The organism is Ellagibacter isourolithinifaciens, from assembly GCF_008831035.1.
GTDB classification, from domain to species: domain Bacteria; phylum Actinomycetota; class Coriobacteriia; order Coriobacteriales; family Eggerthellaceae; genus Ellagibacter; species Ellagibacter isourolithinifaciens.
Map to the genome: position 1 here is coordinate 1 of NZ_WAJR01000013.1, position 24327 is coordinate 24327.

At 61.4% G+C, this 24327-nt stretch carries 20 protein-coding genes, 1 rRNA gene and 1 other RNA gene; 21 read left to right on the forward strand and 1 reads right to left on the reverse strand.

Annotated features, from left to right (window positions below):
* The 7 genes from rrf to dnaK all read left to right on the forward strand — a co-directional run.
* A 5S ribosomal RNA gene (rrf, locus tag F8C90_RS06315) occupies positions 1 to 96 on the forward strand; the annotation flags it as partial.
* A gap of 401 nt (positions 97 to 497) precedes the next feature.
* Positions 498 to 2285: an aspartate--tRNA ligase gene (aspS, locus tag F8C90_RS06320; protein ID WP_158049626.1), complete on the forward strand. Its 1788-nt coding sequence runs from the start codon at positions 498 to 500 to the stop codon at positions 2283 to 2285.
* Positions 2286 to 2578: 293 nt separating this feature from the next.
* Entirely contained in the window at positions 2579 to 3871 is a 1293-nt protein-coding gene (locus F8C90_RS06325; RefSeq protein WP_158049627.1) for a class I SAM-dependent rRNA methyltransferase, read from the forward strand.
* 208 nt (positions 3872 to 4079) lie between these two features.
* Positions 4080 to 4496, forward strand: a complete 417-nt coding sequence (locus F8C90_RS06330; protein WP_158049628.1) for a hypothetical protein — start codon at positions 4080 to 4082, stop codon at positions 4494 to 4496.
* A gap of 6 nt (positions 4497 to 4502) precedes the next feature.
* Positions 4503 to 5375, forward strand: a complete 873-nt coding sequence (locus F8C90_RS06335) for a DUF5685 family protein (RefSeq protein WP_281350322.1) — start codon at positions 4503 to 4505, stop codon at positions 5373 to 5375.
* Between the two features lie 14 nt (positions 5376 to 5389).
* The gene (locus F8C90_RS06340; RefSeq protein ID WP_246155828.1) at positions 5390 to 6229 is read left to right on the forward strand and encodes a J domain-containing protein; all 840 of its coding nucleotides are present in this window, start codon (positions 5390 to 5392) and stop codon (positions 6227 to 6229) included.
* A gap of 95 nt (positions 6230 to 6324) precedes the next feature.
* Positions 6325 to 8082 (forward strand): molecular chaperone DnaK, encoded by a 1758-nt coding sequence (gene dnaK, locus F8C90_RS06345; protein ID WP_158049632.1) that lies wholly within the window; start codon positions 6325 to 6327, stop codon positions 8080 to 8082.
* A gap of 199 nt (positions 8083 to 8281) precedes the next feature.
* Here the strand turns inward: dnaK and F8C90_RS06350 are convergent, their stop codons facing one another.
* Positions 8282 to 9781 (reverse strand): radical SAM/SPASM domain-containing protein, encoded by a 1500-nt coding sequence (locus F8C90_RS06350; protein ID WP_158049634.1) that lies wholly within the window; start codon positions 9779 to 9781, stop codon positions 8282 to 8284.
* 158 nt (positions 9782 to 9939) lie between these two features.
* Here F8C90_RS06350 and F8C90_RS06355 point away from each other — a divergent pair, with 158 nt between their 5' ends.
* The 14 genes from F8C90_RS06355 to frr all read left to right on the forward strand — a co-directional run bounded on the left by F8C90_RS06355 (position 9940) and on the right by frr (position 24311).
* Positions 9940 to 10617 carry a TetR/AcrR family transcriptional regulator gene (locus tag F8C90_RS06355; RefSeq protein WP_211361048.1) on the forward strand — a complete coding sequence of 226 codons (678 nt, stop codon included), beginning with the start codon at positions 9940 to 9942 and terminating at the stop codon, positions 10615 to 10617.
* Positions 10618 to 10728: 111 nt separating this feature from the next.
* Positions 10729 to 10824: signal recognition particle sRNA small type (gene ffs, locus F8C90_RS06360), an RNA gene on the forward strand.
* Between the two features lie 66 nt (positions 10825 to 10890).
* Positions 10891 to 11574, forward strand: coding sequence for a VTT domain-containing protein (locus F8C90_RS06365; RefSeq protein ID WP_158049636.1), 684 nt, complete (start codon positions 10891 to 10893; stop codon positions 11572 to 11574).
* Positions 11575 to 11754: 180 nt separating this feature from the next.
* On the forward strand, positions 11755 to 14253 hold the full coding sequence (gene dnaX / locus F8C90_RS06370) for a DNA polymerase III subunit gamma/tau (RefSeq protein WP_158049638.1): 2499 nt from the start codon (positions 11755 to 11757) through the stop codon (positions 14251 to 14253).
* Positions 14254 to 14336: 83 nt separating this feature from the next.
* On the forward strand, positions 14337 to 14678 hold the full coding sequence (locus F8C90_RS06375; protein ID WP_158049640.1) for a YbaB/EbfC family nucleoid-associated protein: 342 nt from the start codon (positions 14337 to 14339) through the stop codon (positions 14676 to 14678).
* 9 nt (positions 14679 to 14687) lie between these two features.
* Positions 14688 to 15284, forward strand: a complete 597-nt coding sequence (recR, locus tag F8C90_RS06380) for a recombination mediator RecR (protein WP_158049641.1) — start codon at positions 14688 to 14690, stop codon at positions 15282 to 15284.
* 466 nt (positions 15285 to 15750) lie between these two features.
* Positions 15751 to 17133 (forward strand): molybdopterin-guanine dinucleotide biosynthesis protein B, encoded by a 1383-nt coding sequence (mobB, locus tag F8C90_RS06385; protein WP_158049642.1) that lies wholly within the window; start codon positions 15751 to 15753, stop codon positions 17131 to 17133.
* 65 nt (positions 17134 to 17198) lie between these two features.
* Positions 17199 to 18371 (forward strand): 4Fe-4S binding protein, encoded by a 1173-nt coding sequence (locus tag F8C90_RS06390; protein WP_158049644.1) that lies wholly within the window; start codon positions 17199 to 17201, stop codon positions 18369 to 18371.
* A gap of 169 nt (positions 18372 to 18540) precedes the next feature.
* On the forward strand, positions 18541 to 19383 hold the full coding sequence (locus F8C90_RS06395; RefSeq protein ID WP_158049646.1) for an amino acid ABC transporter substrate-binding protein: 843 nt from the start codon (positions 18541 to 18543) through the stop codon (positions 19381 to 19383).
* A 108-nt stretch (positions 19384 to 19491) separates the two neighbouring features.
* The gene (locus tag F8C90_RS06400) at positions 19492 to 20145 is read left to right on the forward strand and encodes an amino acid ABC transporter permease (RefSeq protein ID WP_158049648.1); all 654 of its coding nucleotides are present in this window, start codon (positions 19492 to 19494) and stop codon (positions 20143 to 20145) included.
* A gap of 24 nt (positions 20146 to 20169) precedes the next feature.
* Positions 20170 to 20946, forward strand: coding sequence for an amino acid ABC transporter ATP-binding protein (locus F8C90_RS06405; protein ID WP_158049650.1), 777 nt, complete (start codon positions 20170 to 20172; stop codon positions 20944 to 20946).
* Between the two features lie 250 nt (positions 20947 to 21196).
* The gene (locus F8C90_RS06410; RefSeq protein ID WP_158049651.1) at positions 21197 to 22774 is read left to right on the forward strand and encodes a S1C family serine protease; all 1578 of its coding nucleotides are present in this window, start codon (positions 21197 to 21199) and stop codon (positions 22772 to 22774) included.
* A gap of 177 nt (positions 22775 to 22951) precedes the next feature.
* Positions 22952 to 23668: a UMP kinase gene (pyrH, locus tag F8C90_RS06415; RefSeq protein ID WP_158049653.1), complete on the forward strand. Its 717-nt coding sequence runs from the start codon at positions 22952 to 22954 to the stop codon at positions 23666 to 23668.
* A gap of 82 nt (positions 23669 to 23750) precedes the next feature.
* Positions 23751 to 24311: a ribosome recycling factor gene (frr, locus tag F8C90_RS06420; RefSeq protein ID WP_158049655.1), complete on the forward strand. Its 561-nt coding sequence runs from the start codon at positions 23751 to 23753 to the stop codon at positions 24309 to 24311.
* Positions 24312 to 24327: the final 16 nt, after the last annotated feature.

Consider the following 24327-nt stretch of genomic DNA (forward strand, 5'->3'; position numbering starts at 1 on the left):
GGGATCACCCGATCCCATTCCGAACTCGGAAGTTAAGCCCCTCCTCGCCGAAAGTACTGCGGAGGAAGTCCGTGGGAGGATAGGGCGTTCCGCTCATGGGCGGCGCTTTTTCTTTTGCGCAGGGGGGGCCGCGGCCCGGGGGGACCCGGCCGCGGCCCCCTTTCCTTTGCGCCCGGGCGCATGTGCGCCCTCTGGGCGGGGCGCCGGTCGCGCAGGCGTGCTTCCCCTGCCATGGGCGGGCCTCCTTTTCCTTCTGCACAGCTGTGCCCGCGTCGCCGAAGATGGCGTTTTCTGCCTCTTGTATGTCGCGTTCTTAGATACTACTGAGCTTAACAATTTGTTTCGCCATTCGCGCGCTTCTTGCGGCCATTGTCGGGCTTTTACGGTGAAGACGCCGTCTCGTTCCCATTCAGTTTCATTTCGTGAAGTACAATAATCCAGTTTGAGTCGCATACCCAATCAATGGGTTTGATACTGCATATCGAGGAGCTTATTCAATGACGGACTTCAAGAACGAGTTTTGCATGCATACCGCAACATGCGGCGAGCTGCGTAAGAGTGATGTTGGGCGTGAGGTTGTGCTTACTGGCTGGGCTTGGCATAATCGCGACCATGGTGGGCTGATTTTCTGCGATCTTCGCGATCGCGAGGGCTATACCCAGGTTGTTGTTGACCCCGACTGCGTCAGTGAAGAAGAGTTCCATATCGCCGAGCATCTTGGGCGCGAATATGTTTTGCAGATTTCCGGTCGTGTGCGCGCTCGTGGTGAGGGTGCCGAGAATCCGAACATGGTTACAGGTGAAATCGAGGTTCTTGCGACCTCTGTCAAGGTTCTCAATACTTCCGTCACTCCGCCATTTTCCATCGAAGACGGCATCGAGACAGATGAAACCACTCGTATGAAGTGGCGTTACCTCGACCTTCGTCGCCCTGAGATGTATGCGAATCTCTTGCTTCGCCATAAGGTTGCGCAAGCGATGCGCCAGGCTCTCAACGAGCGTGGTTTCATCGAGGTTGAAACTCCGATTCTTGCAAACTCTACTCCTGAAGGCGCGCGCGATTACCTCGTGCCTTCCCGTCCGAACCCGGGCAAGTTCTATGCTTTGCCGCAGTCTCCGCAGCAGTTCAAACAGATGCTCATGGTCGGCGGCATTGAACGCTATTACCAGATTGCCCGTTGCTTCCGCGACGAGGATCTGCGCGCTGACCGTCAGCCCGAATTCACCCAGGTTGACATTGAGATGTCGTTTGTTGAAGAGACTGACGTGATGGATCTCATGGAAGGTGTCTTTAAGGAAGTCCTCAGCGCTGCCGGTGTGGAGCACGAGTTCCCTCTTCAGCGTATGCCTTGGAAAGAGGCGATGGAGCGCTTCGGTTGCGACCGCCCCGATGTCCGCTTCGGCATGGAGCTCGTCGATCTGACCGACCTTATCAAGGACTGCAATTTCAAGGTGTTCACGGGCGCTGCTGCCAATGGCGGTGTTGTGAAGTGCATCAACGCGAAGTCTGCCGGCAATTGGTCGCGCGGCGAGATTGAGAAGCTTGCCGACATCGCTGCCGCAAATGGCGCGAAGGGCATGGCATGGATCGCCTACACCGATGCTGATACCGAGCTTGTGGGCAAGAGCCCCATCATCAAGTTCCTCGGCGAGGAGACTCATAATGCGATCAAGGAAGCCGCAGGTGTCGAGCCGGGCGACCTGCTTCTCTTCGCGGCCGATACCTTCGACACGGCAAGCGCCGTGCTCTCCGCGTTGCGCCTGCATATGGCCGATGCTCTCGGTATCGAGCGCAACGGTCATGCTCTTCTGTGGGTCGTCGACTTCCCCATGTTCCGCTACGACGCGGTCGAGAAGAAGTACGCCGCCGAACACCATCCGTTTACGATGATTCCTGAAGAGGATTGGGAGAAGATCGAGTCCGATCCGCTTGCCTGCTCGAGCTATAGCTATGACATCGTTATGGACGGTTTCGAGATGGGCGGTGGTTCTATCCGTATCCATAATGCGGAGCTGCAAAAGCGCGTCCTTCGTCGTCTTGGCGTGGAAGATGACCAAATGGAAGAGAAGTTCGGCCACCTGATCCATGCGCTCGAGCTTGGCGCTCCTCCGCATGGCGGCATTGCACTTGGCCTTGACCGCCTGGTCATGCTGCTTGCAGGCAAGCAATCCATCCGCGACGTCATCGCTTTCCCGAAGACTTCGAGCGCATCCGACCCGATGACGGGCGCGCCGAATGAGGTAACTGGCCGCCAACTCAAGGAAGTCAACTTGCGACTTTTGTAATTCCCGATTCGCCTGACGGCAAATCGGGAACCGTCGACGCTGCGAGCCCGGTTGACGGTGCAGCTGGCGTTCCAAAGATTTGCAGGTTCGGCTTTGCCTTGCGGCAAACCCGGCCCGTCGACGCTGCGAGCCCGGCTGACGAGTGCAGCTGGCGTTCCAAAGATTGCTCACGTACCCAAGGTACGCTTCGCAATCTTTTCGCGCCATCTGCACTCGTCAGCTGGGCTCTCGCTGGCTTTAGGGCGGATAGGGCGTTCTCCCAACGCTTCTTCCCATCATTTGAAAGGACCCTTATGAAAACTCTACGCCCGTATCCTCGCGCGACCATTACGTCGAAGGGCGAGCATGCCTTGGAGAAGGGGCATCCTTGGGTGTACGAGGCGGAGGTTGTTTCGCTTGAGCCGGCGCCGGGCGAGGCTGCAGTTGCCAACGGCTCGATCGTCGACGTCGTGAGCCACAAGGGGTCGTATCTGGGGTCGGGCTTGTTGTCCGAGAAGAGCAAGATTCGTATTCGCCTCATCACCCGCAATGCGAACGATCGCTTCGACCGTGCCTTTTGGAAGCGGAAGGTGCAGTGGGCGTGGAATTACCGGAAGACGGTGATGGGCGCCGATGCAAGCGCATGCCGCGTTCTGTTCTCCGAAGCTGATGGGTTCCCCGGCCTTGTCGTCGATCGCTTCGAGGATGTTCTCGTAGCCGAGACGCTTTCGGTGGGGATGGAGCGTTTGAAGCCGATGATCTTCCCCGCGCTTCTCGAAGTGCTGGCCGAAGACGGCATCGCGATTCGCGGACTCTATGAGCGCAACGACGCTTCGACCCGCTCTCTCGAAGGACTCGCCCAGACTGCGGGATGGTTTGCGGGCGCCGCGGAGGATGCGGCCTGCTCGCTCGATCCGATCAATCCCAGCCAACCCGAGGCTGCGGTGTTCGGTCCCACGACGACGCAGATTATGGAAAACGGCGTTCGTTATGAGGTGGATTTCGAGAACGGACAGAAGACGGGCTTCTTCCTCGACCAGAAGTACAATCGGCGTGCCGTCGCGCAGCTCGCGGCGGGAAGGCGCGTTCTTGATTGCTTTACGCATACGGGCAGCTTTGCTCTGAATGCCGCCCACGGCGGGGCGGAGTACGTGAACGCGGTCGATATCTCCGAGCTTGCCGTCGCTCAAGCGCGTAAGAATGCCCAGCTCAATGAACTTGACGGCAAGATGGACTTCACGGCGGCGAACGTCTTTGACCTGTTGCCCCAGCTCGAGGCGGCGCACAATCGCACTTATGATTTCATCGTGCTCGATCCGCCTGCGTTCACGAAAAGCCGCAAGACCATCGACTCAGCGGCGCGCGGCTACAAGGAAATCAACTATCGTGCGATGAAGTTGCTGCCTCGTGGAGGCTATCTCGCAACGTGCAGCTGCAGCCATTTCATGGACACGGAACGCTTCCGACGTGTCGTGTCCTACGCCGCGCAGGATGCTGGCGTCCAGCTGCGCCAGATCGAGGAACGTCAGCAGGCGCCTGACCACCCGATTCTATGGGGCGTCCCCGAGACGGATTACCTGAAGTTCTTCTTGTTCCAGGTGGTGTAGAGAGGCTGCCCGCTGATGGAAGCCTCGCGTTTCCTTCATGACAGTTTGTTGACAGCCTGACGCCTTCGCGGCATCTGCACAACTTATGCGTATCATTGACCCTGTTCAACGAGTTCGAGGCGTTCTAACTCGCGTCCCGAGCAGATTTGAGGCCCGTGCATCTCGCGCGGGCCTCCTCGATTATTGGCGAAGGCGGGTGCACATTCGGATGAAGGGTTTTCTCGAGCGGATGCAGTGGAAGATGGCGGGCGCTATGCAGGGAAGGCGCGGCGCCGACTCCCTGTCGAATACGCTGGTCGTTGCAGGCATCGTCTGCCTGGTGCTGTCGGTTCTCCCCCATATGGGCCTGTTCTCATGGCCTGCGCTGGCGCTTTTGGCCTATGCGCTCTTCCGCACCTATTCGAAGAACATCGCTGCGCGCGATCGCGAGAACGAGGCGTTCCTGCGCGCGACTGAGAAACCTCGTCGCGCGCTTTCCATCGGACGGAAGAAATGGGAGAACCGTGAGACCACGCTGTACTTCAAGTGCAAGGGCTGCGGGCAGGAGCTTTCGGTCCCGCGTGGCAAGGGAACGCTTCGCGTGGTGTGCCCAAAGTGCAAGACCGAAACCGTAAAGAAGTCGTAGCAGCGCATGTTCGGCTACATCATGGCAGATGAGAAGCAACTTTCTCCTGAGGAGGTTGCCCGTTACCGCAGGGTGTACTGCGGTGTTTGCCATTCGCTGAAGGAACAGAACGGCCAGCTGTGTCGCTTGACGCTCACCTACGACATGACGTTTCTTGCGCTTCTGCTGAACTCGCTCTACGAACCGCTCGAGCACGAGGATTCTGCGCGGTGCGGGGCTCATCCTACCAAGCCTCAGCCATTTGCGACGAGCGAGTGCACGGAGTATGCCGCCGATGTAGCGGTGCTGCTCGCGTACCACAAGCTCATGGACGATTGGCATGACGATCACAAGGTCTCGCGACGGGCGATGGCGCAGGCGCTCTCTTCAGCGTATCGTGCGGCGTCGGCAAGACGCCCCGCAGTTGCCCAGGCCATTGAGTCGGGCATGGCTGATATCCGCGCAATCGAGCAGCGTGGGGACGAGTCTCTCGATGCTGCCGCCAATCGTTTCGGCATGATTTTAGGCTGTGTGTTCTCGTATCGGGAGGATTTCTGGGCAGGCGAGCTGCGCCGCATGGGAGCATGGCTCGGCAAGTTCGTGTACCTCATGGATGCGGTCGTGGATTACGATGAGGACCTGAAATCGGGCAGCTACAATCCGCTCGTCGCGGCTGGCGCGGTGCCCGGCGATGTTTCTGAGGGGCTTCGCTCGATTGCGGCCCAGGCGGCGCAATCGTTCGAGCGTTTGCCGCTTGAGCAGGATATTCACATTCTCCGCAACGTGATGTACGCGGGGATATGGGGACAGTATTGCGGGAAGTTCGGCGATACTGCCCATGATGATGGCGAAATGTCGTCGGCGGCTGCAAGGGCCGCCGACGACGATGATGGCGAATAGGGAACGCAATGGCAATGGACCCGTATAGCGTACTCGGTGTGTCGAGGGATGCCTCGCAAGACGAGGTGAAGAAGGCATACCGCAGGAAGGCGCGCGAGAACCACCCCGATTTGAACCCCAACGATCCGAACGCCGCCGAGCGGATGAACGAGGTCAACGAGGCGTACGATCGCATCATGAACCCCGAGAAATACGCCGCTGCCGATCGCCGTGCCTCCGCGGCTTCGGGCGGGGCTGCCGGTGGCGCGTCGTCGCAAGGCGCGTCGGGGTATGCAGGGTACGGTGGAGCGAACCCCTTCGGTGGCGCCTCGGGCGGCGGCTCGTACGGAGGCGGGCAGCAGGGCAATCCCTATACCTCCAGCGGCCCATACGGTTGGGCGGGAGGCTTCGGCTTCGATTTCGACGACTTTTTCGGATACGGTGCCTCCACGGCGTCCGGTCCGATTCATCCCGAGGCGAATGCGAGCGATCCGGCGGAATTTCGCGCGGCGATCGACCTGATCAACTCAGGGGATGCGGCGCAATGCAAGCGTGCGGCCGACATTCTGGCAACGGTAACGAGCGGCGGGCGTAACGCCCGGTGGTACTACCTTTCGGCGCTCGCGAACAACGGCGCGGGCAACACGGTGATGGCGCTCGATCAGATTCGCCGCGCTGTTCGCATGGATCCGAACAATGCCGATTACCAGCGCGCATACCGTGCATTCCAAAGCGCGGGGCAGTCGTACACGCAGGAGCAGCAGACGCGCGGGTTCACCATTTCCTCTATCGATCCCACGACGCTGTGCTGCGGCTGCTGCATGCTCCAGCTGTGCCTGCAGCAGTTCATGCGCTACGGGTTCATGGGTTTTTAGGGCGCTCGTGGCCCGTCGGCTGACGCAATGTGCCTCGCTTGCTGGCTTTGGTGCTGCTTGAATGAATCACCTTGTTCTCTCGGAAGGAGACTGATATGGCAACTATCGGGATTGACTTGGGCACAACGAACAGTTGCGCCGCGGTGGTCGAGGGCGGGAAGCCGGCCATCATCCACAACGCCGAGGGCTCTCGCACGACGCCGAGCGTCGTCGCCTTCACGAAAGATGGCGAGCGCCTCGTCGGTGCGACAGCTTGTCGGCAGGCGGCAATCAACCCCGAGCGCACTATCTCCTCGGTGAAGCGCCACATGGGAACCGACTGGCGTGCGAGCATCGACGGTAAACGATTCACGCCGCAGGAAATCTCCGCGATGATCCTGCGCAAGCTGCGCCGCGACGCTGAGGCGTTCCTCGGCCAGGAGGTGACGCAGGCTGTCATCACCGTCCCCGCCTACTTCAACGATATGCAACGCCAGGCCACAAAGGATGCGGGCCGCATCGCGGGGCTCGAAGTCCTGCGCATCATCAACGAGCCGACAAGCGCGGCGCTCGCGTACGGGCTCGACAACGGTGACCCTCAGAAGGTGATGGTCTACGACTTGGGCGGTGGCACGTTCGATGTGTCGATTATCGAGATCGGCGAGGGCGTGATCGAGGTGCTTGCGACTGCGGGCGACAACCATCTGGGCGGCGACGACTTCGACGAGCGCATCGCCGATTACCTGTTCGGAGTCTTCAAGCGGGAATCGGGCGTCGACGCGAGTCGCGATTCCGCCGCGGCGCAGCGCGTGCGCGAGGCGGCGCGCCAGGCGAAAGAGGAGCTGTCCTCTATGGAGACGGCGCGCGTGAACCTGCCGTTTCTGGCGCAGGGCGCATCCGGTCCGCTTCATCTGGAGGCGCAGGTCACGCGCTCGGAGTTCAACCGCATGACTGCCGATTTGGTCGAGCGCACTGAAGGCCCCGTGTCCCAGGCGCTCAACGACGCGGGCATTGCCGCCTCCGAGCTGGGAAGCGTGCTGCTCGTCGGCGGGTCGACGCGCATCCCGGCGGTTCAGGACAAGGTTCGCTCCCTTACGGGGAAGGAGCCTTCGTCGTCGATCAACCCCGACGAGTGCGTCGCCGTGGGTGCGGCCATCCAGGGGGCTACGCTCGCGGGGTCTTCGACGGGGCTTGTGAAGGCGAACTCCATCCTGCTGCTCGACGTGACGCCGCTTTCCCTTTCCCTTGAGACCGTCGGCGGCGTGGCGACGCGCATCGTGGAGCGCAACACGACGCTCCCCGTGCATTACTCGCAGATCTTCACGACGGCGGCGGCGTTCCAGACGAGCGTGGAAATCAACGTGCTTCAGGGCGAGCGCCCGATGGCGCGCGACAACAAGTCGATCGGCAAATTCCGTCTGAAGGGCATCAAGCGTGCTCCCGCGGGCGTTCCCCAGATCGAGGTGACGTTCGACATCGACGCGAACGGCATCCTCACGGTTTCCGCGGAGGACAAGGGGACGGGCAAGGAGCAGTCGATTACGATCGACGAGTCGGGCCGCATGTCCGACGAGGAAATCGATCGCGCCATCCGCGATGCGGAGGCCTATGCGGCGCAGGACGCGACGCGTCGCGATGCGATGGAGGTGCATGCGGAGGCGGCGCGCCTGGTCCAAGAGGTTGATGCGGCGCTCGCAAAATCGGGCAAGCAGTTGGAAAAGGAAGAGAAGAAGCAGGTCAAAGCCGATTCGAATGCGCTTCGCAAGCTCCTTTCGAAGAAGACCGAGAAGCTGGAGGAAGCGGACATTGCGGCAATCCGCTCCGCCAAAGAACAGCTCGACCGCTCAAGCGAGCATGTGAGGTCTTTGGGGTAGAGGGAGTCTTGGGGCGCGGGGCTTTCTAGGGCGGTGCGCTTCGCGGCTCGTTGCAAGACATTGCGCCAAGCGCTAGCTCTCGTGCGCTTAAAGCAAGGCGGACAACTGCCTTAAGTGCACGATGCGCGGCCAAGCAGTTGCCGGGGCGGCTTCCAAGGGGTTTAGGGAAGCCGCCCCTCCGCGCGGATCCTCGCGGTGCTTACGCGATATTGGCCGTGCTTTCGCGCTGCTTGCGGTGTTCGCGGCGCTCCCGCTTCGTCATGAGCGATTCGGGCAGTTCGCGGCGGCCTTGCTCTGCAAGCTTGCGCATGTCGGTGTCGGCCATGCCCTGCGTGAGGTCGTTTTTGCGCTTGTCGTAGAGCGGGTCGCCCTCGTCGTTCCAAATGCGCTCGGCGACAGGCGTCCATTCCGCGATGGAGTCATGGCATTTCGCGCAGAGATCCTCTGCGCTTTCTTTCTCCTGAAGGTCGGTGGAATGCGCGCCGGCGCGCTTCACCATGTCGGCGAGCAGCCCTTCGTTTTCCAAGATGGGGCATGGCTTGAGTAGGTTGTCGTTGAAGGGCTGGCCCTCGTAATACTGCATGAACAGAGGGGAGCGCAGCGCGTCGAGAAGGCTTGTTTCCCGAATGTTGACATTCGCGTAATGTGCGAACACGCACGGCTCCACATCGCCTGCGGCGTTGATGTGCAAGTAGCGGCGCCCGCCGGCGATGCAGCCGCCGACGAACTCGCCGTCGTTCTGGAAGTCAAGCGTGAACAGGGGCTTCTTCTCGCGCATCTCGCGGATGAAGCGGTAGAGGTGCTCGCGCTGGTCGGCGTGCACCATAAGCGAGGTGGGCGAGCCGACGCCAACGGGCATGTACGTGAAGACCCACGCGAAAAGAGCCCCCTTCTCGATGAGCCAGTCGAAGAACTCCTCGCTGGCGATGGAGCTTGCGTTGGCGCTGGTATAGCAGCATGACACGCCGAAGGGCAGGCCGTTTTCGCGCAGGAGCTCCATGGCGCGGGACACCTTGGCGTACGTTCCCTCGCCGCGGCGGGCGTCTGTGGCCTCCTCGAAGCCCTCGACGCTGATGGCGGGCACAAAGTTCGCGACGCGAATCATATCCTGCACGAACTCCTCGTCGATGAGCGTCGCGTTGGTGAACGACAGGAACGCGCAATCGGGATGCGCTTCGCATAGGTTGATGAGGTCGTGCTTGCGGACGAGCGGCTCGCCGCCGGTGTAGATGTAGACGTGGGTTCCCAGCTTGACGCCCTGGTTGATGATGGAATCGATTTCCTCGTAGGTGAGGTTTTGCTTGTGGCCGTATTCCGCTGCCCAGCATCCGGTGCAGCGCAGATTGCAGGCGCTCGTCGGATCGAGCAGGATGGCCCAGGGAATGTTGCAGTGGTACTGATCGCGCATCGCTTCCTGCTTCGGCCATGCGAGCATGTTCGCGTCAACGATGAATGTCTTGATGAGGCGGTCTCTGACCTGGGGATTCATGTCGGTGAGAATCTTCATGATAAGTTGATACCAATTCGATTCGTCATCGATTGCCTGGTGGAAGGCGGCGCGTTGGGTGGGGAACACGTCGTCGGGCGCAACTTTGTCGATCATGTCCATGATCTTCGCGACATTTCGCTCGGGATTTTCAAGTAGGTAGTCGATGGCTTTGTTGAGGGCTGCCCGCTTGATCTGGTCGGTTGCTTTCATAGTGTTGTACCTCCCATAAAATTATTCAACAAATGTGGAATAACTCTCTTAAGCGTGAGTATAGGTCGATGAAATAAAAATACAAGTGACAAATAAACAACGTTTGTGGTAAAACCTGCAGATGAAGTTATGCTGTCCATTTTTTGCGAGGGAGAGATATGGGCGACGTGGGGGAGAAGATGGCGAACGAGATTCAGCCGACTGGAGAGGGAGCCGCCTGTCGGGAATCCGGGGAGCGCACGGCGCCCGACCGCCGTGTTGTGCGCACGCGAAAGGCGATCCGCCAGGCGTTTTTGACCCTCATGCAGGAGACGGAGTACCAAAAGATTACCATCACCGGAATTGCCCGCGAGGCGGACATCGACCGGAAGACGTTCTATCTGCACTACCAGTCGGTCGAGGATCTGGCGAACGAGATCGTGCAGGACGAGGCGGACCGGATCGTGCGCACATGCCTGGACTCCCTCGAGAACAGCGACGACGGCGAGAACGTGGTCGACCTGTTCAAACGGCTTTCGCTGGGGCTGGCGCCCGACCTAAAGAGCATGAAGCTCATTGCCTCGCACACTCCCTACGAGCTCGTTTTGAAGAAGCTGGAATCGTCGCTTACTGCGTCGCTTATCGAGCAGGACACGCTTGGCCTGAAGAAGTTGGGGCCGTATCTCGATTTCTGCGTCGCGTATTTCAGTGCGGGGCTCGTGGCGGTGATTCGCCGCTGGATCTTAGACGAGTCGGAGATTCCCCTCGAGGATATCGCCCAGGTGACGCACGCGCTCGTCCATAGCGGTCTTGACGGCATCGTGCGGACTGTGGCCGAGGGCGGCGTAAAGGAATAGCCCCGCGTCCCTCGTGTCCGTTTGCACGGCTGAGCTGTGTGCATTTGGTTTAAGGCCCGCTCGCGCCATGCCACCTCGCGTATACTGGGAAACAACTTGAACTGAGCATTCTGAATGGGGCGGGGCGGCGACATGTTCCGAACCTGGTCAGGTCCGGGAGGAAGCAGCCATAAGGGGCCTCTGACGAGCGCCCTGTCCTATTCAGAATGCTCTATCTTGCAGGCGGCCACGAGCCGCCTGCTTGCTGCATGGGCCTCTTCTTGTAAGGACGCTATGGACATCATCAACTTCTTCGTCAGTCTCCTTTCCGACCCCCGCTCGGCGATTGCAGGGTGGATTGTGGCGTTGGGCGCCGCATGGGTGTACACCCCGTTGTTCCTGATCGTGTTTGTGGAGACGGGCCTTGTGTTCTTCCCGTTTCTGCCAGGCGACTCGCTTTTGTTTGCGGCCGGCGTCTTCTCGGCTGACGGGGGCGGTCTGCACCTGTGGGCGACGCTCATCGTGTTCTACGCCGCCGCCATCTTGGGCAACACGTCCAACTACTGGATAGCCCGCTTCTTCGGCAAGCGCATCATCGACTCGGGGAAGATCAAGGCGCTCACGCCCGAGCGTATGGCGAAGCTCGACCACTTCTTCGAGCGCTACGGCGGGCTGACTATCGTGATCACGCGCTTCATGCCTTTCTTCCGTACGTTCGCCCCGTTCATTGCGGGCACCGGCCACATGAATTTCGGCAAGTTCACGCTGTTCAACGCGATTGGCGGCATTTCTTGGGTCTCGCTGTTCGTTTTGGTGGGATACTTCTTCGGTGGCATTCCGTTTGTGCAAGAGCACTTCGAGATCATCGTTTTGGGCATCGTCGCGGTATCGGTGGCCCCTGCGTTTATCGGTGCGGTGAAGGCTGCGATGAGTTCGAAGAAGGGCGACAAGGCCAAAAACGCCAAGCACGCGAAATAATGCCGACACGTGCCGGCGAGGGGCGATCGGTCCCGGATACGAGGAGGCACGTGTCCGAGCTTCTATCAATACGACGAACTCTTTCCAGGAGCGTCCGGCAACCCCGGGCGCTTCTTCTATAATGGAGCGAAATGAACCGGGCGCCTTGCGCGCCGCATACGAATGCGAAGGACTCGCGCGATGTCGGAAGCTTTATACCGTAAATATCGCCCCCAGACGTTTGAGGACGTGGTGGGCCAAGAGCATATCGAGCGCACCATCAAAAATGCCATTGAACAGGATAAAGTCAGTCATGCATACCTGTTCTGCGGCCCGCGCGGCACGGGTAAGACGACCACTGCCCGCCTGCTTGCGAAGGCGCTTTTATGCGAGGGTGGCCCGACTGCAGACCCCGACGGAACGTGCGAGGACTGCCAGCTTATCGCCGCGGGAGAGCACCCCGACGTCTACGAGCTCGATGCGGCAAGCCGCACGGGCGTCGACAACGTCCGCGAGGAGATCATCAACCGCGTGCAGTTCGCGCCGACGCGCGGGCGCTACAAGGTCTACATCATCGATGAGGTCCACATGCTCTCGGTGGCAGCGTTCAACGCGCTGCTGAAGACGCTCGAGGAGCCGCCGAGCCATGTGGTGTTCATTCTGGCGACGACCGACCCGCAGAAGGTTCCCGAGACCATCCATTCCCGCTGCCAGCGATTCGATTTCCGCCGCATCTCCGCCGAGGCTATGGTCGCGCGTTTGGGTGCGGTATGCGTGTCCGAAGGGGTCGAGTTCGAGGGCGAGGCGCTCGATTTGATCGCGCATCGCGCGGAAGGCGGCCTTCGCAACGCGCTCACCTCCCTCGAGCAGATCATCGCGTTCGGCGAGGGCAAGGTGACGCTTGCGGGTGCCGAGGCGATGCTCGGGTCGCTCGATTCGAGCGAGATGTCCGAAATCATGAACGCGGTCGGCACCCGTGATGCTGCAGCGTGCTTCCGCTGGACGGCGCAATATGTGGAAACAGGCGCCGACCTGGCCCGATTTGTGGGCGATATGGCTGAGCGCGTGCGCAACCTGTACGTGATGTCGCTTGTGGGCGCCGACGTGGCGCTGGAGGTGTCCGAGTCCGAGCGCCGAGAGCTCACAAGCGAGTTGCCGTTGTTCGGCCCCGATCGCCTGGCGCGCTTGCTCGGCGTTTTGGGCGATCTGTCGGCCGAGTTGAAGACGTCCACCAATCCTCGCCTGTCGTTCGAGATTGCGCTTACGCGCATGGTGCGGCCCGACAGCGACCTGACGCTCGAGGCGCTCGCCGAGCGCATCGAGGCGCTCGAGTCGGGGTATTCGGCCTGTTCGCGGGTGATTGCCCCTGCTGCCGCTCCCGCCGCCGTCGCTCCCGCTGCTGCTGCGGCGACGGGTGCGCCGTCGGAGCCGAGCGCCCGGGCGCATCGGGGAGCGGCGAGCTCGGCGGGCTCGGCGATGGGGCAGGCAGGCGCGTCGTTTGATTCCCCCCATGCCCGCACCGCGGCAAGTGAAATGCCGGCTTCGCAAGAGGCTGCCTCTCGGGGGGCGGGCTCTCCCGCGGGGGGCTTCCAGGCGTCGGTCGAGGCTGTTCCTGCCGTGAACGCAGCGACGGCTGCGGCGGCGACCGAAGCGGCGCCCCGTGAGAACGCCGCTTCGACGGCTGCTGCGGTTGCTGGCGCTTCCGCAGTATGTGGCGCGATTCCCGCTGAGCTTGTGGGCACGCTGCGCAACGAGGCGGCGCTGCAGCGCATCTGGAGTTCGGCCATCGCCTCGCTCAAGAAGAGCAAGGCGGCCTACGGCGTGCTCTTCTTGAACACGAAGGCTGTGCTCGACGAGGGCCGCGGTATGCTCGTCATCGAGTTCCCCGTGGAAAACGCCTTTGCGTTCAATGCTGTGCAGAAGCCCGACGTGCAGGACGCCGTTTCTGCGGCGCTCGCGCAGTCGTGCGGTGCGGCAATCCCGTTTGCCTTCTCGAAGGGCCCTTCCCAGGGTGCAAGCGCGGCGGCGGCCCCGTCCGCTTCCTCGTCAGGGGTCTCTGCTCGATCGGCGACGCAGCAAGCGCAGCCTCGGGCGTCCCATGCTGAAAGACCAAGCGCCGCTCGCGAGGCCGCAGCTGCGGCGATGCGCGCGGTTCGGGAGCGAGAGGCGGCTGCGGCGTCTGCTGAACCTGCGCGCTCGACGGCTCGACAGCCCGTTTCATCTGCGAATGCGCGCCAGGCAAGCCCGCAGGTACGCGAGCCGCAGATGCGGGGCGCCCAGAACACGGGCGCGTTCGTTCCCGAGCCAGACTCCGTTCCGCTCGATGCATACGGCGACGCTCCCTACGACGAGCCGGTCCCCTATGGCGACGAGGACGCGTTCGTCGGGGATGCTCCCGCGTATTCTGCCGCGCCGGCTTCCCCTGCTAAACGACGCGACGACCGGGAAGCCCGCCGCTCGCCGGCCGCAGCTTCCTCCGTGCCTGACTTCAACCGCATGGCACGTGAGGCGGCGGCGCGAACCTCGGCGGCGGCTGGCCTTCCCCCTGAGCCGACCGATGCGAACACGTCGGCGTCGATCGACGCGACCGGTCCGAACGGCGAGCCTGCGGGCAGCGAGTTCGGCTCGCCCGATGACCTGGCCGCTATGCTCGCAGCGGGAGGTTTCGAGGGCTCGCGCGTCGAAGAAGTGAGAGAATAGCCCGACAGATAAGACGGGTTTTGCCCCGACAACGCGTTTTCGCGCGGGGCGTCGATACGTAAAGAACACTACCAGGAGGAAAAATGGCGAAACGAGGCGGATTCCCCGGCGGCATGGGCAACATGGGCGCTATGATGAAGCAGGCTCAGAAGATGCAGGCCGAGCTCGCGAAGGCACAGGAGGAAGTGAAGACGATGTCGTTCGAGGCTACGGCCGGTGGCGGCATGGTGAAAGTCACGGCGCTCGGCGACAACACGATCCAGTCCATCGTGATCGACCCCGAGGCTGTCGACCCAGAGGATGTCGAGATGCTGGAGGACATGGTCCTCGCTGCGGTGAACGAAGCGCTTCGCGGTGTCTCCGACATGGCGGCCGCCCGCATGAGCGCGGCGACCGGCGGCATGAACATCCCCGGCTTGGTGTAGGCGCTTTTCGTGAACTCCGCACCTGCGATTCAGAAGCTTCTCGATGAGCTCGAGCGTCTTCCTGGCGTTGGGCCGAAGTCCGCGCAGCGCATGGCGTATTGGATCTTGAACACCGATCGCGCGACGGCGCTGCGCTTGGCTCAGTCGATCATCGAGGTGAAGGACACCGTGCATTTCTGCTCGCGGTGCTTCAACTATGCGGAAGGCGACGTGTGCGAGATCTGCGCGTCGACCAAGCGCGACGGCGGCATCATTTGCGTGGTGAGCGAGCCACGCGACATTCCCCCCATCGAGCGCACGGGCGTTTTCGGGGGCGTATACCATGTGCTCGGGGGCGCGTTGTCGCCTCTCGAGGGCATCGGTCCTGATGACTTGCATGTGGCCGAGCTTATGGCGCGATTGGGCAGCGAGGGCGTGAGGGAAGTGGTGCTCGCGACCAATCCCAACGTCGAGGGGGAGACGACGGCGTCGTATCTTGCTCGACTCATCAAGCCCCTGGGTGTGAAGGTGACGCGCTTGGCGAGCGGCTTGCCTGTCGGTGGCGACTTGGAGTTCGCCGACGAGGTGACGCTCGGTCGTGCCCTCGAGGCGAGGCGCGAGCTTTAGCGTTTAGGGGCGGCGTTTATCGGACAAGGGTGGCAGGCGGTTCCGGCGATGACCCTTGATGGGTCACAAATCGGGACACGGTTGCTTCGTGGGCCAAACTTCAGGTCCTCGTAATGGCAAAAAATAAAGGCTCGCGTTTGCGAGCCTTTATTTGCTTCGTCCAACAGTGAGGAACCTGTCCCCTCCAAAAACAGGATTCTCGCTGTTGCCGAAGTCCGAACTGCGTAGTAGATCGTTGCATAGTATAGCACCATTTGGCCGAATGCGCGTAACTCTTTTCATCCTGCTTGAGTGATGCGCCTCGCCTCGAGCGATTGCGCGATTGGTACCCCGCTCAGCCTCTGGGGATGGTGAAAATCGAACGAATAGATCGAAGTGCGTGCACCTGCCAGGCGAGGTGCATACTCCTTGCCGCTCCCTTCAGTGATATACTTTCGCCTTACGGAATAAAGACGGGAGAATCTCAATGGTCAACGTGCCGAGCCCGGCAGTCTCGATCGTCGGGCGCCACAATTCGGGGAAAACGACCCTCATCGTGAAGCTTATCGAGGAGCTTGTTGCTCGGGGACACGACGTGGGAAGCGTGAAGCATCACAGCCACAAGGGCTTCGATATCGACTATCCGGGCAAGGATTCCTACCGCCATCGTGAAGCGGGCGCTTCGGAGACTGTCATCGCAGCGCCGGGGCAGATCGCCCGCATGAAGACGCTCAAGGGCGAGGCGGAATGCTCCGATATCGTGCGAAGCATGCCAGGCCACGATATCGTCGTCGTGGAGGGTTATCGCAAAAGCGGCCTGCCGACCATCGAGCTCATGCGTTCGGGAAACGAGGCGGACCAGCGCGTCGCTGAGGCGTTTGCCTTGGGCGCGGAGCGAGGCTGGGCGCTTGGGACCGACTTCACCCAGATTGCGAAATGCCTTTTCACGCCCGAGGGCGAGCGCATCGAGGGCGCGGAAGAGTCTTTGGACGACGACCTTCGCAACGACGGGGACCGCGCCGCGCAGGAACTTGCGGACGAAGCCCCCGGCGAGCCGGCGGTTGCGGATGCGGAAGATGGCGTCCACCCCGACCTTGCGCGCAAGATGCCCGGCGTGAACACCGTCGCCATCGTGACCGATATTCCCCGCGCAATCGAGGCTGCAGCGATTTACGGCATCCCCGCGTTCGACCTTAACGACACGGTTGTCCTCGCCGATTTCGTGGAATCCCATTTCGTGCGACCGCGCGTGACGGTGGTCATCCAGGCAGGCGGCGAGAGCCGGCGCATGGGCCGCAGCAAGGCGACGGTCCCGTTTTTGGGTCGTCCGCTCATCTGCCGTCTGGTCGAGCGGCTAAGCCCCGTGGCTGACGACTTAGTCATCACGACTAACGAGCCCGACAACTTGACGTTTTTGCACCAGGAGTTTCCGCAGCTCAATATCCAGCTTGTGTGCGATATCTTCTCGAGTCGCGGTGCTCTGCCAGGTCTGTACACGGCGCTCCAGGCCGCGCGCAACCCCTACGTCGCTATCGTGGCGTGCGACATGGTGTTCGCATCGGGCGCCCTCGTGGTCGCCGAGGCGCTGTGCATGAACCAGACCGGGGCCGACGTGGTCGTCCCTGTGAACAAGCACGGTTTCGAGCCTTTCCACGCGATGTACCGTCGCATGGAGTGCCTGCCTGCCGTGCGCCGTGCGCTCGATCGCGGCGAGAAGCGCGCCCAGTCGTTTTTCGGGGACGACTCCGTGGTTGTCCACGAGTTCCCGCAAAGTAAGGTGCTCGAGGCGGAGCCGATGGGCGGCTGCTTCATCAACGCGAACACGCCCGATGAACTGCATGCGCTCGAAGACATGGTGATGGAGGGCTAGGCTCTCCATCGAGGGGATGGCGCCTCGCCGCAGGTGCGAGGCCCGCGAAAGGCAGTGATCCCAAAATGCCGAACCTTTCTGACATAGCCGATGTTGCCGAGGCGCTGGGGGGCAAATCGGTCCTCGTGGTCGAGAAGCGTTGCGTGGCGGTGCGTAACCGCCATTCGTCGTGTCGCAAATGCATCGAAGCGTGCGTCGCGGACGCAATCTCGGTCGGCGACAACAACGTGAAGATCGACCCGGAGGCCTGCGTTTCCTGCGGTGCTTGCACGGTCGTCTGTCCCACCGAGGCGCTTGTTCCCGTCGAGCCTGCCGATGTTGAGCTCGCCAGTGCTGCCGCCGAGGCTACGCGCGCGCTCGGCGGCAACCTCTCCGTATTCGCATGTGCCCGCATGGCTGCGCGTCGAGAGGGCGATCCCGACAAATATGTGTCCGTCCCCTGCCTTGCGCGCATGGAGGAAAGCCTCCTTTTGCAGCTTGCCTCCCACGGTGTGGGCGATGTGGTGCTCGTCGACGGAACGTGTTCGACTTGCAAGTTCGGCGGTACGAGCGAGGGCGTCACGGCGACGGTTGAGTCGGCGAACTCCCTGCTCGCGGCGCAGGGGTCGAGCGTTCGCGTTCGCCGCGCCTCGGAGTTTCCGTCCGAGGCGATCGAGACGAGCGGGCGCAAATCGTTCGCCGCGGCGCGCCGCGGGTTCTTCTCGCAGGCGGGCGGTATGGCAAAAGACGCCGTGAAGGTCGCGACGGAGAAGGCGCTCGACGAGACGCTCGGCAAGCAGAATGAGAAGAAGGAGCTGAACCTTCGCGAGCTGCTTCGCCCCGACAAGGACGGTGGGCTGCCGCAATTCGAGCCTTCGCGGCGAATGAACGCACTCGACGCGATGGACGTAATCGGTCAGAGCGTCGTTCCCGAAATCGAGACGCGCCTGTTCGGAAGCGTATCGATTGACGAGTCGAAGTGCCGTGCGTGTGGGATGTGCACCGTGTTCTGCCCGACGGGGGCCCTTAAGAAAAGCGAGGAGAAGCCCGCTTCGGGAGAGGGCAGCTACTTGGAGTTCCAGCTGATGGAATGCGTGCAATGCAATCTGTGCGCCGACACCTGCCTGCAGAAATGCATCACGGTCTCCGATATGATCGCCACCTCCGAGCTCTTCGACTTCGAGCCGCGGCTTATCCATCTCCCCGATCCGCCGGCGCGCGGAAGCCTGCTCTCGCGCCTGAAGTCGACGGGTCGATAGCGCGTGCCGTCTACGGCCGGCCTCTCCTGTGGTCGTATTATTTCGACCGCTTGCGCGACGGATGGGTGTCTGTGGTATACTGGCAACACTTTAGCGCAGTAAAGTGCAGTAGCACAGGGAAGGGTACCGTGCGCGACGAGCGAGCGCGGTGTGCGAAGGAAGGAATCTCATGAAGAAACTGAAGGTAATGGCAGCAGCGGTATGCGCCCTCGCCTTGGCGGCGTGCATGCTGGCCGGTTGCTCCTCCAACAACGCTTCGAACGACAAGAAAGACGCGGCTGCGACCAGCTCGGACAAGACGACGCTCATCGTCGGCTTCGACCAGTCGTATCCGCCGTACGGTTTCGTCGGCAACGACGGCAACTTCACCGGTTTCGACCTTGACCTCGCTGCCGAGGTTGCCAGCCGCAACGGTTGGGACATCCAGCTCGAGCCCATCGATTGGGACGCGAAGGACACGCTCCTCAATTCCGGCGCCATCACCTGCATCTGGAACGGATTCACCATGGAAGGCCGCGAGAACGACTACACCTTCTCCGATCCGTACATGCTGAATGCCCAGGTCATCGTCGTAAAGAAGGGTAGCGGCATCGAGAGCCTCGCCGATCTTGCCGGCAAGAACGTCCTCACGCAGACCGACTCGGCCGCCTACGACGTGCTCGCGGGCGACGAGGCGACCAAGGCTGACCTTAAAGCCACCTTCGCCTCGCTCGATACCATCGGCGAGTACAACACCGCCTTCATGCAGCTCGAGTCCGGCGCCGTCGACGCCGTGGCCTGCGATCTCTCCATCGCGCAGTACCAGATGAGCGCCAAGCCCGATGCCTATGTCCAGCTTCCCGAGGACCTCTCCGACGAGCACTATGCGGTCGGCGTGAAGAAGGGTAACACCGAGCTTGCCGACGCGATCACCAAGACGCTCAAGGAGATGAACGAGGACGGCACCGTCGAGAAGCTGTGCGAGAAGTACGCTGAGTACGGTCTGTCCTACACGAACTGGATCCTCAAATAGCCAGTCGATAAGTTAGTTTGCTTGCGGGTATAACCTCCTGTAGGCAGAAGAGAATCGCGGACGGGGCAACCTGTCCGCGATTCGTGTTGCAATAAGAAAGAGGTTGCCGTGGAAATTGGAACCATGCTTTCCATGCTCGGGCAGGGCTTTGGCGTTACTTTGCAGATATTCTTCCTGACGCTGGTGGGGTCGCTGCCTCTTGGCGTGGTTGTGGCGCTTGCGCGCATGAGCCGCGTGAAGCCGATTGCCTGGATCATGAAGTTCTACATTTCCGTCATGCGCGGAACCCCGCTCATGCTGCAGATGTTCTTCATTTACTTCGCTCCCTATTATATCTTCGGAATTCCTCTGAGCATGGAGTCGAAGTTCTCCGCCACGATCGTCGCGTTCATCATCAACTACGCGGCCTACTTCGCCGAGATTTACCGCAGCGGCATCCAGTCGATTCCGCGCGGACAGTACGAGGCCGCCGAGGTCTTGGGCTACTCGCGTCTCCAGACGTTTATGAAAATCGTGCTGCCCCAGGTGATTAAGAGGATTCTTCCCGCTATGGGCAACGAAATCATCACGTTGGTGAAAGACACGTCGCTCGCGTTCGCTATCGGCGTGGCGGAGATGTTCTCGACGGCGAAGGCGCTCGTCGCCTCGCAGGTGAGCATGCTGCCCTTCGTGTTCGCAGCGGTTTTCTACTGGGTATTCAATTTCGTCGTGGAAGTGGTTCTCGGGCGCGTCGAGAAGAAGATGGGTTACTACCACGATTAGCCGTTGGGAAGGTGAGGTTTGGCAATGCCTGAAGATAATGTGCTGGTAAAGCTCGAGCACGGTAAGAAGAGCTTTGGCGATGTCGCGGTGCTTAAAGACATCTCGCTCGAGGTTCGCAAAGGCGAGGTCGTCGCCATCATCGGCCCGTCGGGAGGCGGCAAGTCGACGCTTCTGCGATGCATGACGCTGCTCGAGACGCTCGATGCTGGGTCGCTTTCCTACGGCGATTTGTCCGTGGCTGAAGATAACGGGGCGGGGCATGCCGTCTATGGCGGCAAGGATGTGATGAAGCGGGCGAAATCGCGCTTTGGCCTGGTGTTCCAGAACTTCAATCTATTCCCACACTATTCGGTGATCAAAAACGTCACCGACGCGCCGATCAGCGTGCAGAAGCGTCCGCGCGCAGAGGCGTTCGAGCGCGGGCGCGAGCTGCTCGCGAAGATGGGCCTCGCCGACAAGGAGGACATGGTTCCTTGCGAGCTTTCCGGCGGTCAGCAGCAGCGCGTCGCGATCGCCCGTGCGCTTGCGATGGATCCTGAGGTGCTTTTCTTCGACGAGCCGACGAGTGCGCTCGACCCCGAGCTCACGCGCGACGTGCTCAAGGTCATCCGCGACCTGGCTGCTGAGCGCATGACCATGGTCATCGTGACGCACGAGATGACTTTCGCCCGCGACGTGGCGGATCGCATCATCTTCATGGACGACGGCCTTGTGGTTGAGGAAGGCCGCGCCGTGGACGTGATCAACAACCCGCAGCAGGAGCGCACGCGCGCGTTCTTAAGCCAGTACCAGCAGGGATAGGGAAGTCGCGAGAGTGCCAGGCGCCCGCAAGCGGTTCGAAGTTGCTTGCGAGGGCCGGGTGCTTGCAAGGCGTCGCGTACTCGTGAGGCGCCGGGTGCGCGCAAAGGTAAGCTCCCTGCGCCTTAGGGGGTACACCCAGAGGTGTATCTGCGTGGTGCAACGATGACGATTGCGCCACGTTTCAGGAGCTCTTCAGGATGGCGTGGTAAGGTTTGCTCAACAACCCAATGCGGGCGAAGGAGCAAACGACATGAGCGATTACAATGAGAACAACCAGGGTGGATACGACCCCCAGTCATCCAGCCAGTCGTTCGGGCAGGGGACGGGCGGCGCGCCGATTCCCCCGAATTCTTACTATCATTACCAGGGCGCGGGCCCGGGCGGTGCGGCGGGGACGAATGCCACGGCGCCCGTCAATCCCGCGTCTCCCTATGCGCAGCCGGCGGGTGCGCACAACGCGCAGGCGTACGTTGCGAAGCAGGACCCAAAGCCTAAGAAGAACCATTCGGGTGCGAAGACGTTCGGAATCGCGTTTGCGGGCGCGGCTCTTGCATGCGTGCTCGTGCTCGGCGGCACCGGCGTCGTCAACACGGTGACGAGCGGCTCTCCGTCGGGCTCGACCACGGTGCTCGGCGGCACGTCTTCCGCATCCACGAGCGGCAATGTCGATGAGAACGCGACGCTTGCGGAAAGCGTCTCCCAGAAGTGCCTTCCGTCCGTGGTGGCTATCGACGTGTACACCAACCAGCAGAGCGGCTACTACGGCTACAGCACGCAGAATTCCCTTACCGAGACGTCTCTCGGCAGCGGCGTGGTGCTTTCCTCCGATGGCTACATCGTGACGAACTATCACGTGATCGAGGGCGCCGACGCTCTGAAGGTCACCATCGAGGGCGAGGAATACGATGCGGACATCATTGGCTCCGACCCCAGCTCCGACATCGCGGTCATCAAGGCGAAGAACGCTTCGGGGCTGACTGCCATGGAGCTGGGTGATTCCGACAATCTGACGGTGGGCGAATGGGTCATGTCGATCGGCAGCCCCTTCGGCCTTGAGCAGTCGGTGGCGACGGGCATCGTGTCGGCTACGAACCGCTCGCAGATCATGGACAACTCTTCCGACTCGTACCAGTACGGCCAGCAGCAGTCGAACACCACGACGGTCTACACCAACATGATCCAGACTGACGCAGCCATCAACCCCGGCAATTCCGGCGGCGCGCTCGTCGACAAGGACGGCAAGCTCATTGGCATCAACACGCTGATCACGTCCTACTCTGGCAACTATTCCGGCGTCGGGTTCGCCATCCCTGTGAACTATGCGGTCAACCTGGCCCAACAAATCATCGAGGGGAAGACGCCGACGCATGCGCAGTTGGGTGTGTCCCTGTCCACGATTAACGCGCAGACGGCCCAGCGCTACGGCTTCTCGGTGGATGAGGGCGCCTATATCGCAGCGGTGAGCAGCGGCTCTGGCGCTGACTCCGCGGGCCTTAAAGTGGGCGACATCGTAACCGCCTTCGATGGCAAGAAGGTCTCCTCCGCGAGCGATCTTATGCTCGCCGTGCGTTCGAAGAATCCGGGCGACACGGCCACCGTCACGGTCAATCGCGATGGCCAGAGCCAAGACGTGCAGGTGACGTTGGGCTCGGACGAGAGCTCGCAGGCGAGCGCAGGCGCAAGCTCGGGGTCTAACAGCTCGAACGGCAACGGGTCGAACGGTGGCTCGCTTGAGGACCTTCTGCGCCAATACGGTTACGGCGGCGGTTCCAGCTCGAGCGGGACGAGCGCCGATGCGGGATCTGGCGCGATTGCCCAGGCCGCGTAAGCGGGCACAACGAGCGAATCGGCACGGTTTCGGCCGCGTGGGGACTAATCCCACGCGGCCTTTTTTGTTTGAGGTGACGGAAAAGGCGTGCAGTTACGGCTCCGAGGCTCTAGCTGCGAGTCGATTCGGGTAAGATGATTCGAAATGGTTAAATCAAACGCAGAAAAAGGGGTTTCGATGGCCAACGAATACCAGTACAAGCGTGTGCTTCTGAAGCTTTCCGGCGAGGCGCTCGCCGGCGATTTGGGTTACGGAATCGATCCGAAGGTGGTCGATGACCTGGCCGACGAAATCGCGGAAATCGTGCACGACGGTGTCCAGCTCGCCGTCGTTGTGGGCGGCGGCAACATCTTCCGCGGCGTTTCGGGCGCGACGGAGGGCATGGATCGCGCGCAGGCCGACTACATCGGCATGCTCGCCACGGTCATGAACGCGCTCGCCCTGCAGGATTCCTTCGAGCGCCACGGCGTGTTCTCCCGCGTGCAGAGCGCTATCAACATGCAAGAAGTTTCCGAGCCCTACATCAGGCGTCGCGCCATCCGCCACATGGAGAAGGGCCGCGTCGTCATTCTCGCCGCAGGTACCGGCAACCCGTACTTCACGACCGACACCACCGCTGCGCTGCGCGCGTGCGAACTCGATGTCGATTGCCTCATGAAGGCCACGAAGGTCGACGGCGTCTACGACTCGGATCCCAAGGTCAACCCGGACGCGAAGCGATTCGATTCCATCAGCTACATGGAAGTGCTCAACAAGGGCCTTCACGTGATGGACTCCACGGCGACGTCGCTTTGCATGGACAACAAGGTTCCTATGATCGTCTTCGACCTGACGGTGAAGGGGAACATTTCTCGCGCGCTCAAGGGCGAAGCGGTGGGAACCACGGTAGAATAACGGCAACGGACAAGCGGGGGGTGAGGCCCTCGCGTCACGCTATCGGCGGCGACGCCGCTCGAAGGGGACGAAAGGAGCTCGGATGAGCATTGACGACATTAAGGCACAGGCCGAAGAGCGCATGGGCAAGGCCCTCTCGGCGCTGCACGACAACTTCTCATCGGTGCGCACGGGGCGTGCGAACGCGATGGCGCTCGACCGCATCAAGGTGGACTACTACGGGGTTCCCACTCCCGTGAACCAGATGGCCGGCGTGAAGACGCCCGATGCCCATATGCTCGTCATCGAGCCGTGGGACAAGACGACGCTGAAGGCTATCGAAAAGGCGATCCTCGAGAGCGATTTGGGCGTGACGCCCTCCAACGATGGTACGGTCATCCGCCTGCCGTTCCCTGCGCTCACCGAGGAACGTCGCCGCGAGCTCGTTAAGCAGTGCAAGGCGTACTCCGAGGAAGCGCGCGTCGCCATCCGCAACATCCGTCGCGACGCGAACTCCGCGGTCGAGAAGTGCATCAAGGAAGACAGCCTGCCCGAGGACGAGCAGCGCCGTGCCGAAGGTGCCATCCAGAAGATCACCGACAAGTTCATCGCCGAGGTCGACGAATCCTTCAAGAAGAAGGAAGCGGAGGTCATGGAAGTCTAGCCCCTTTTGATTCGAG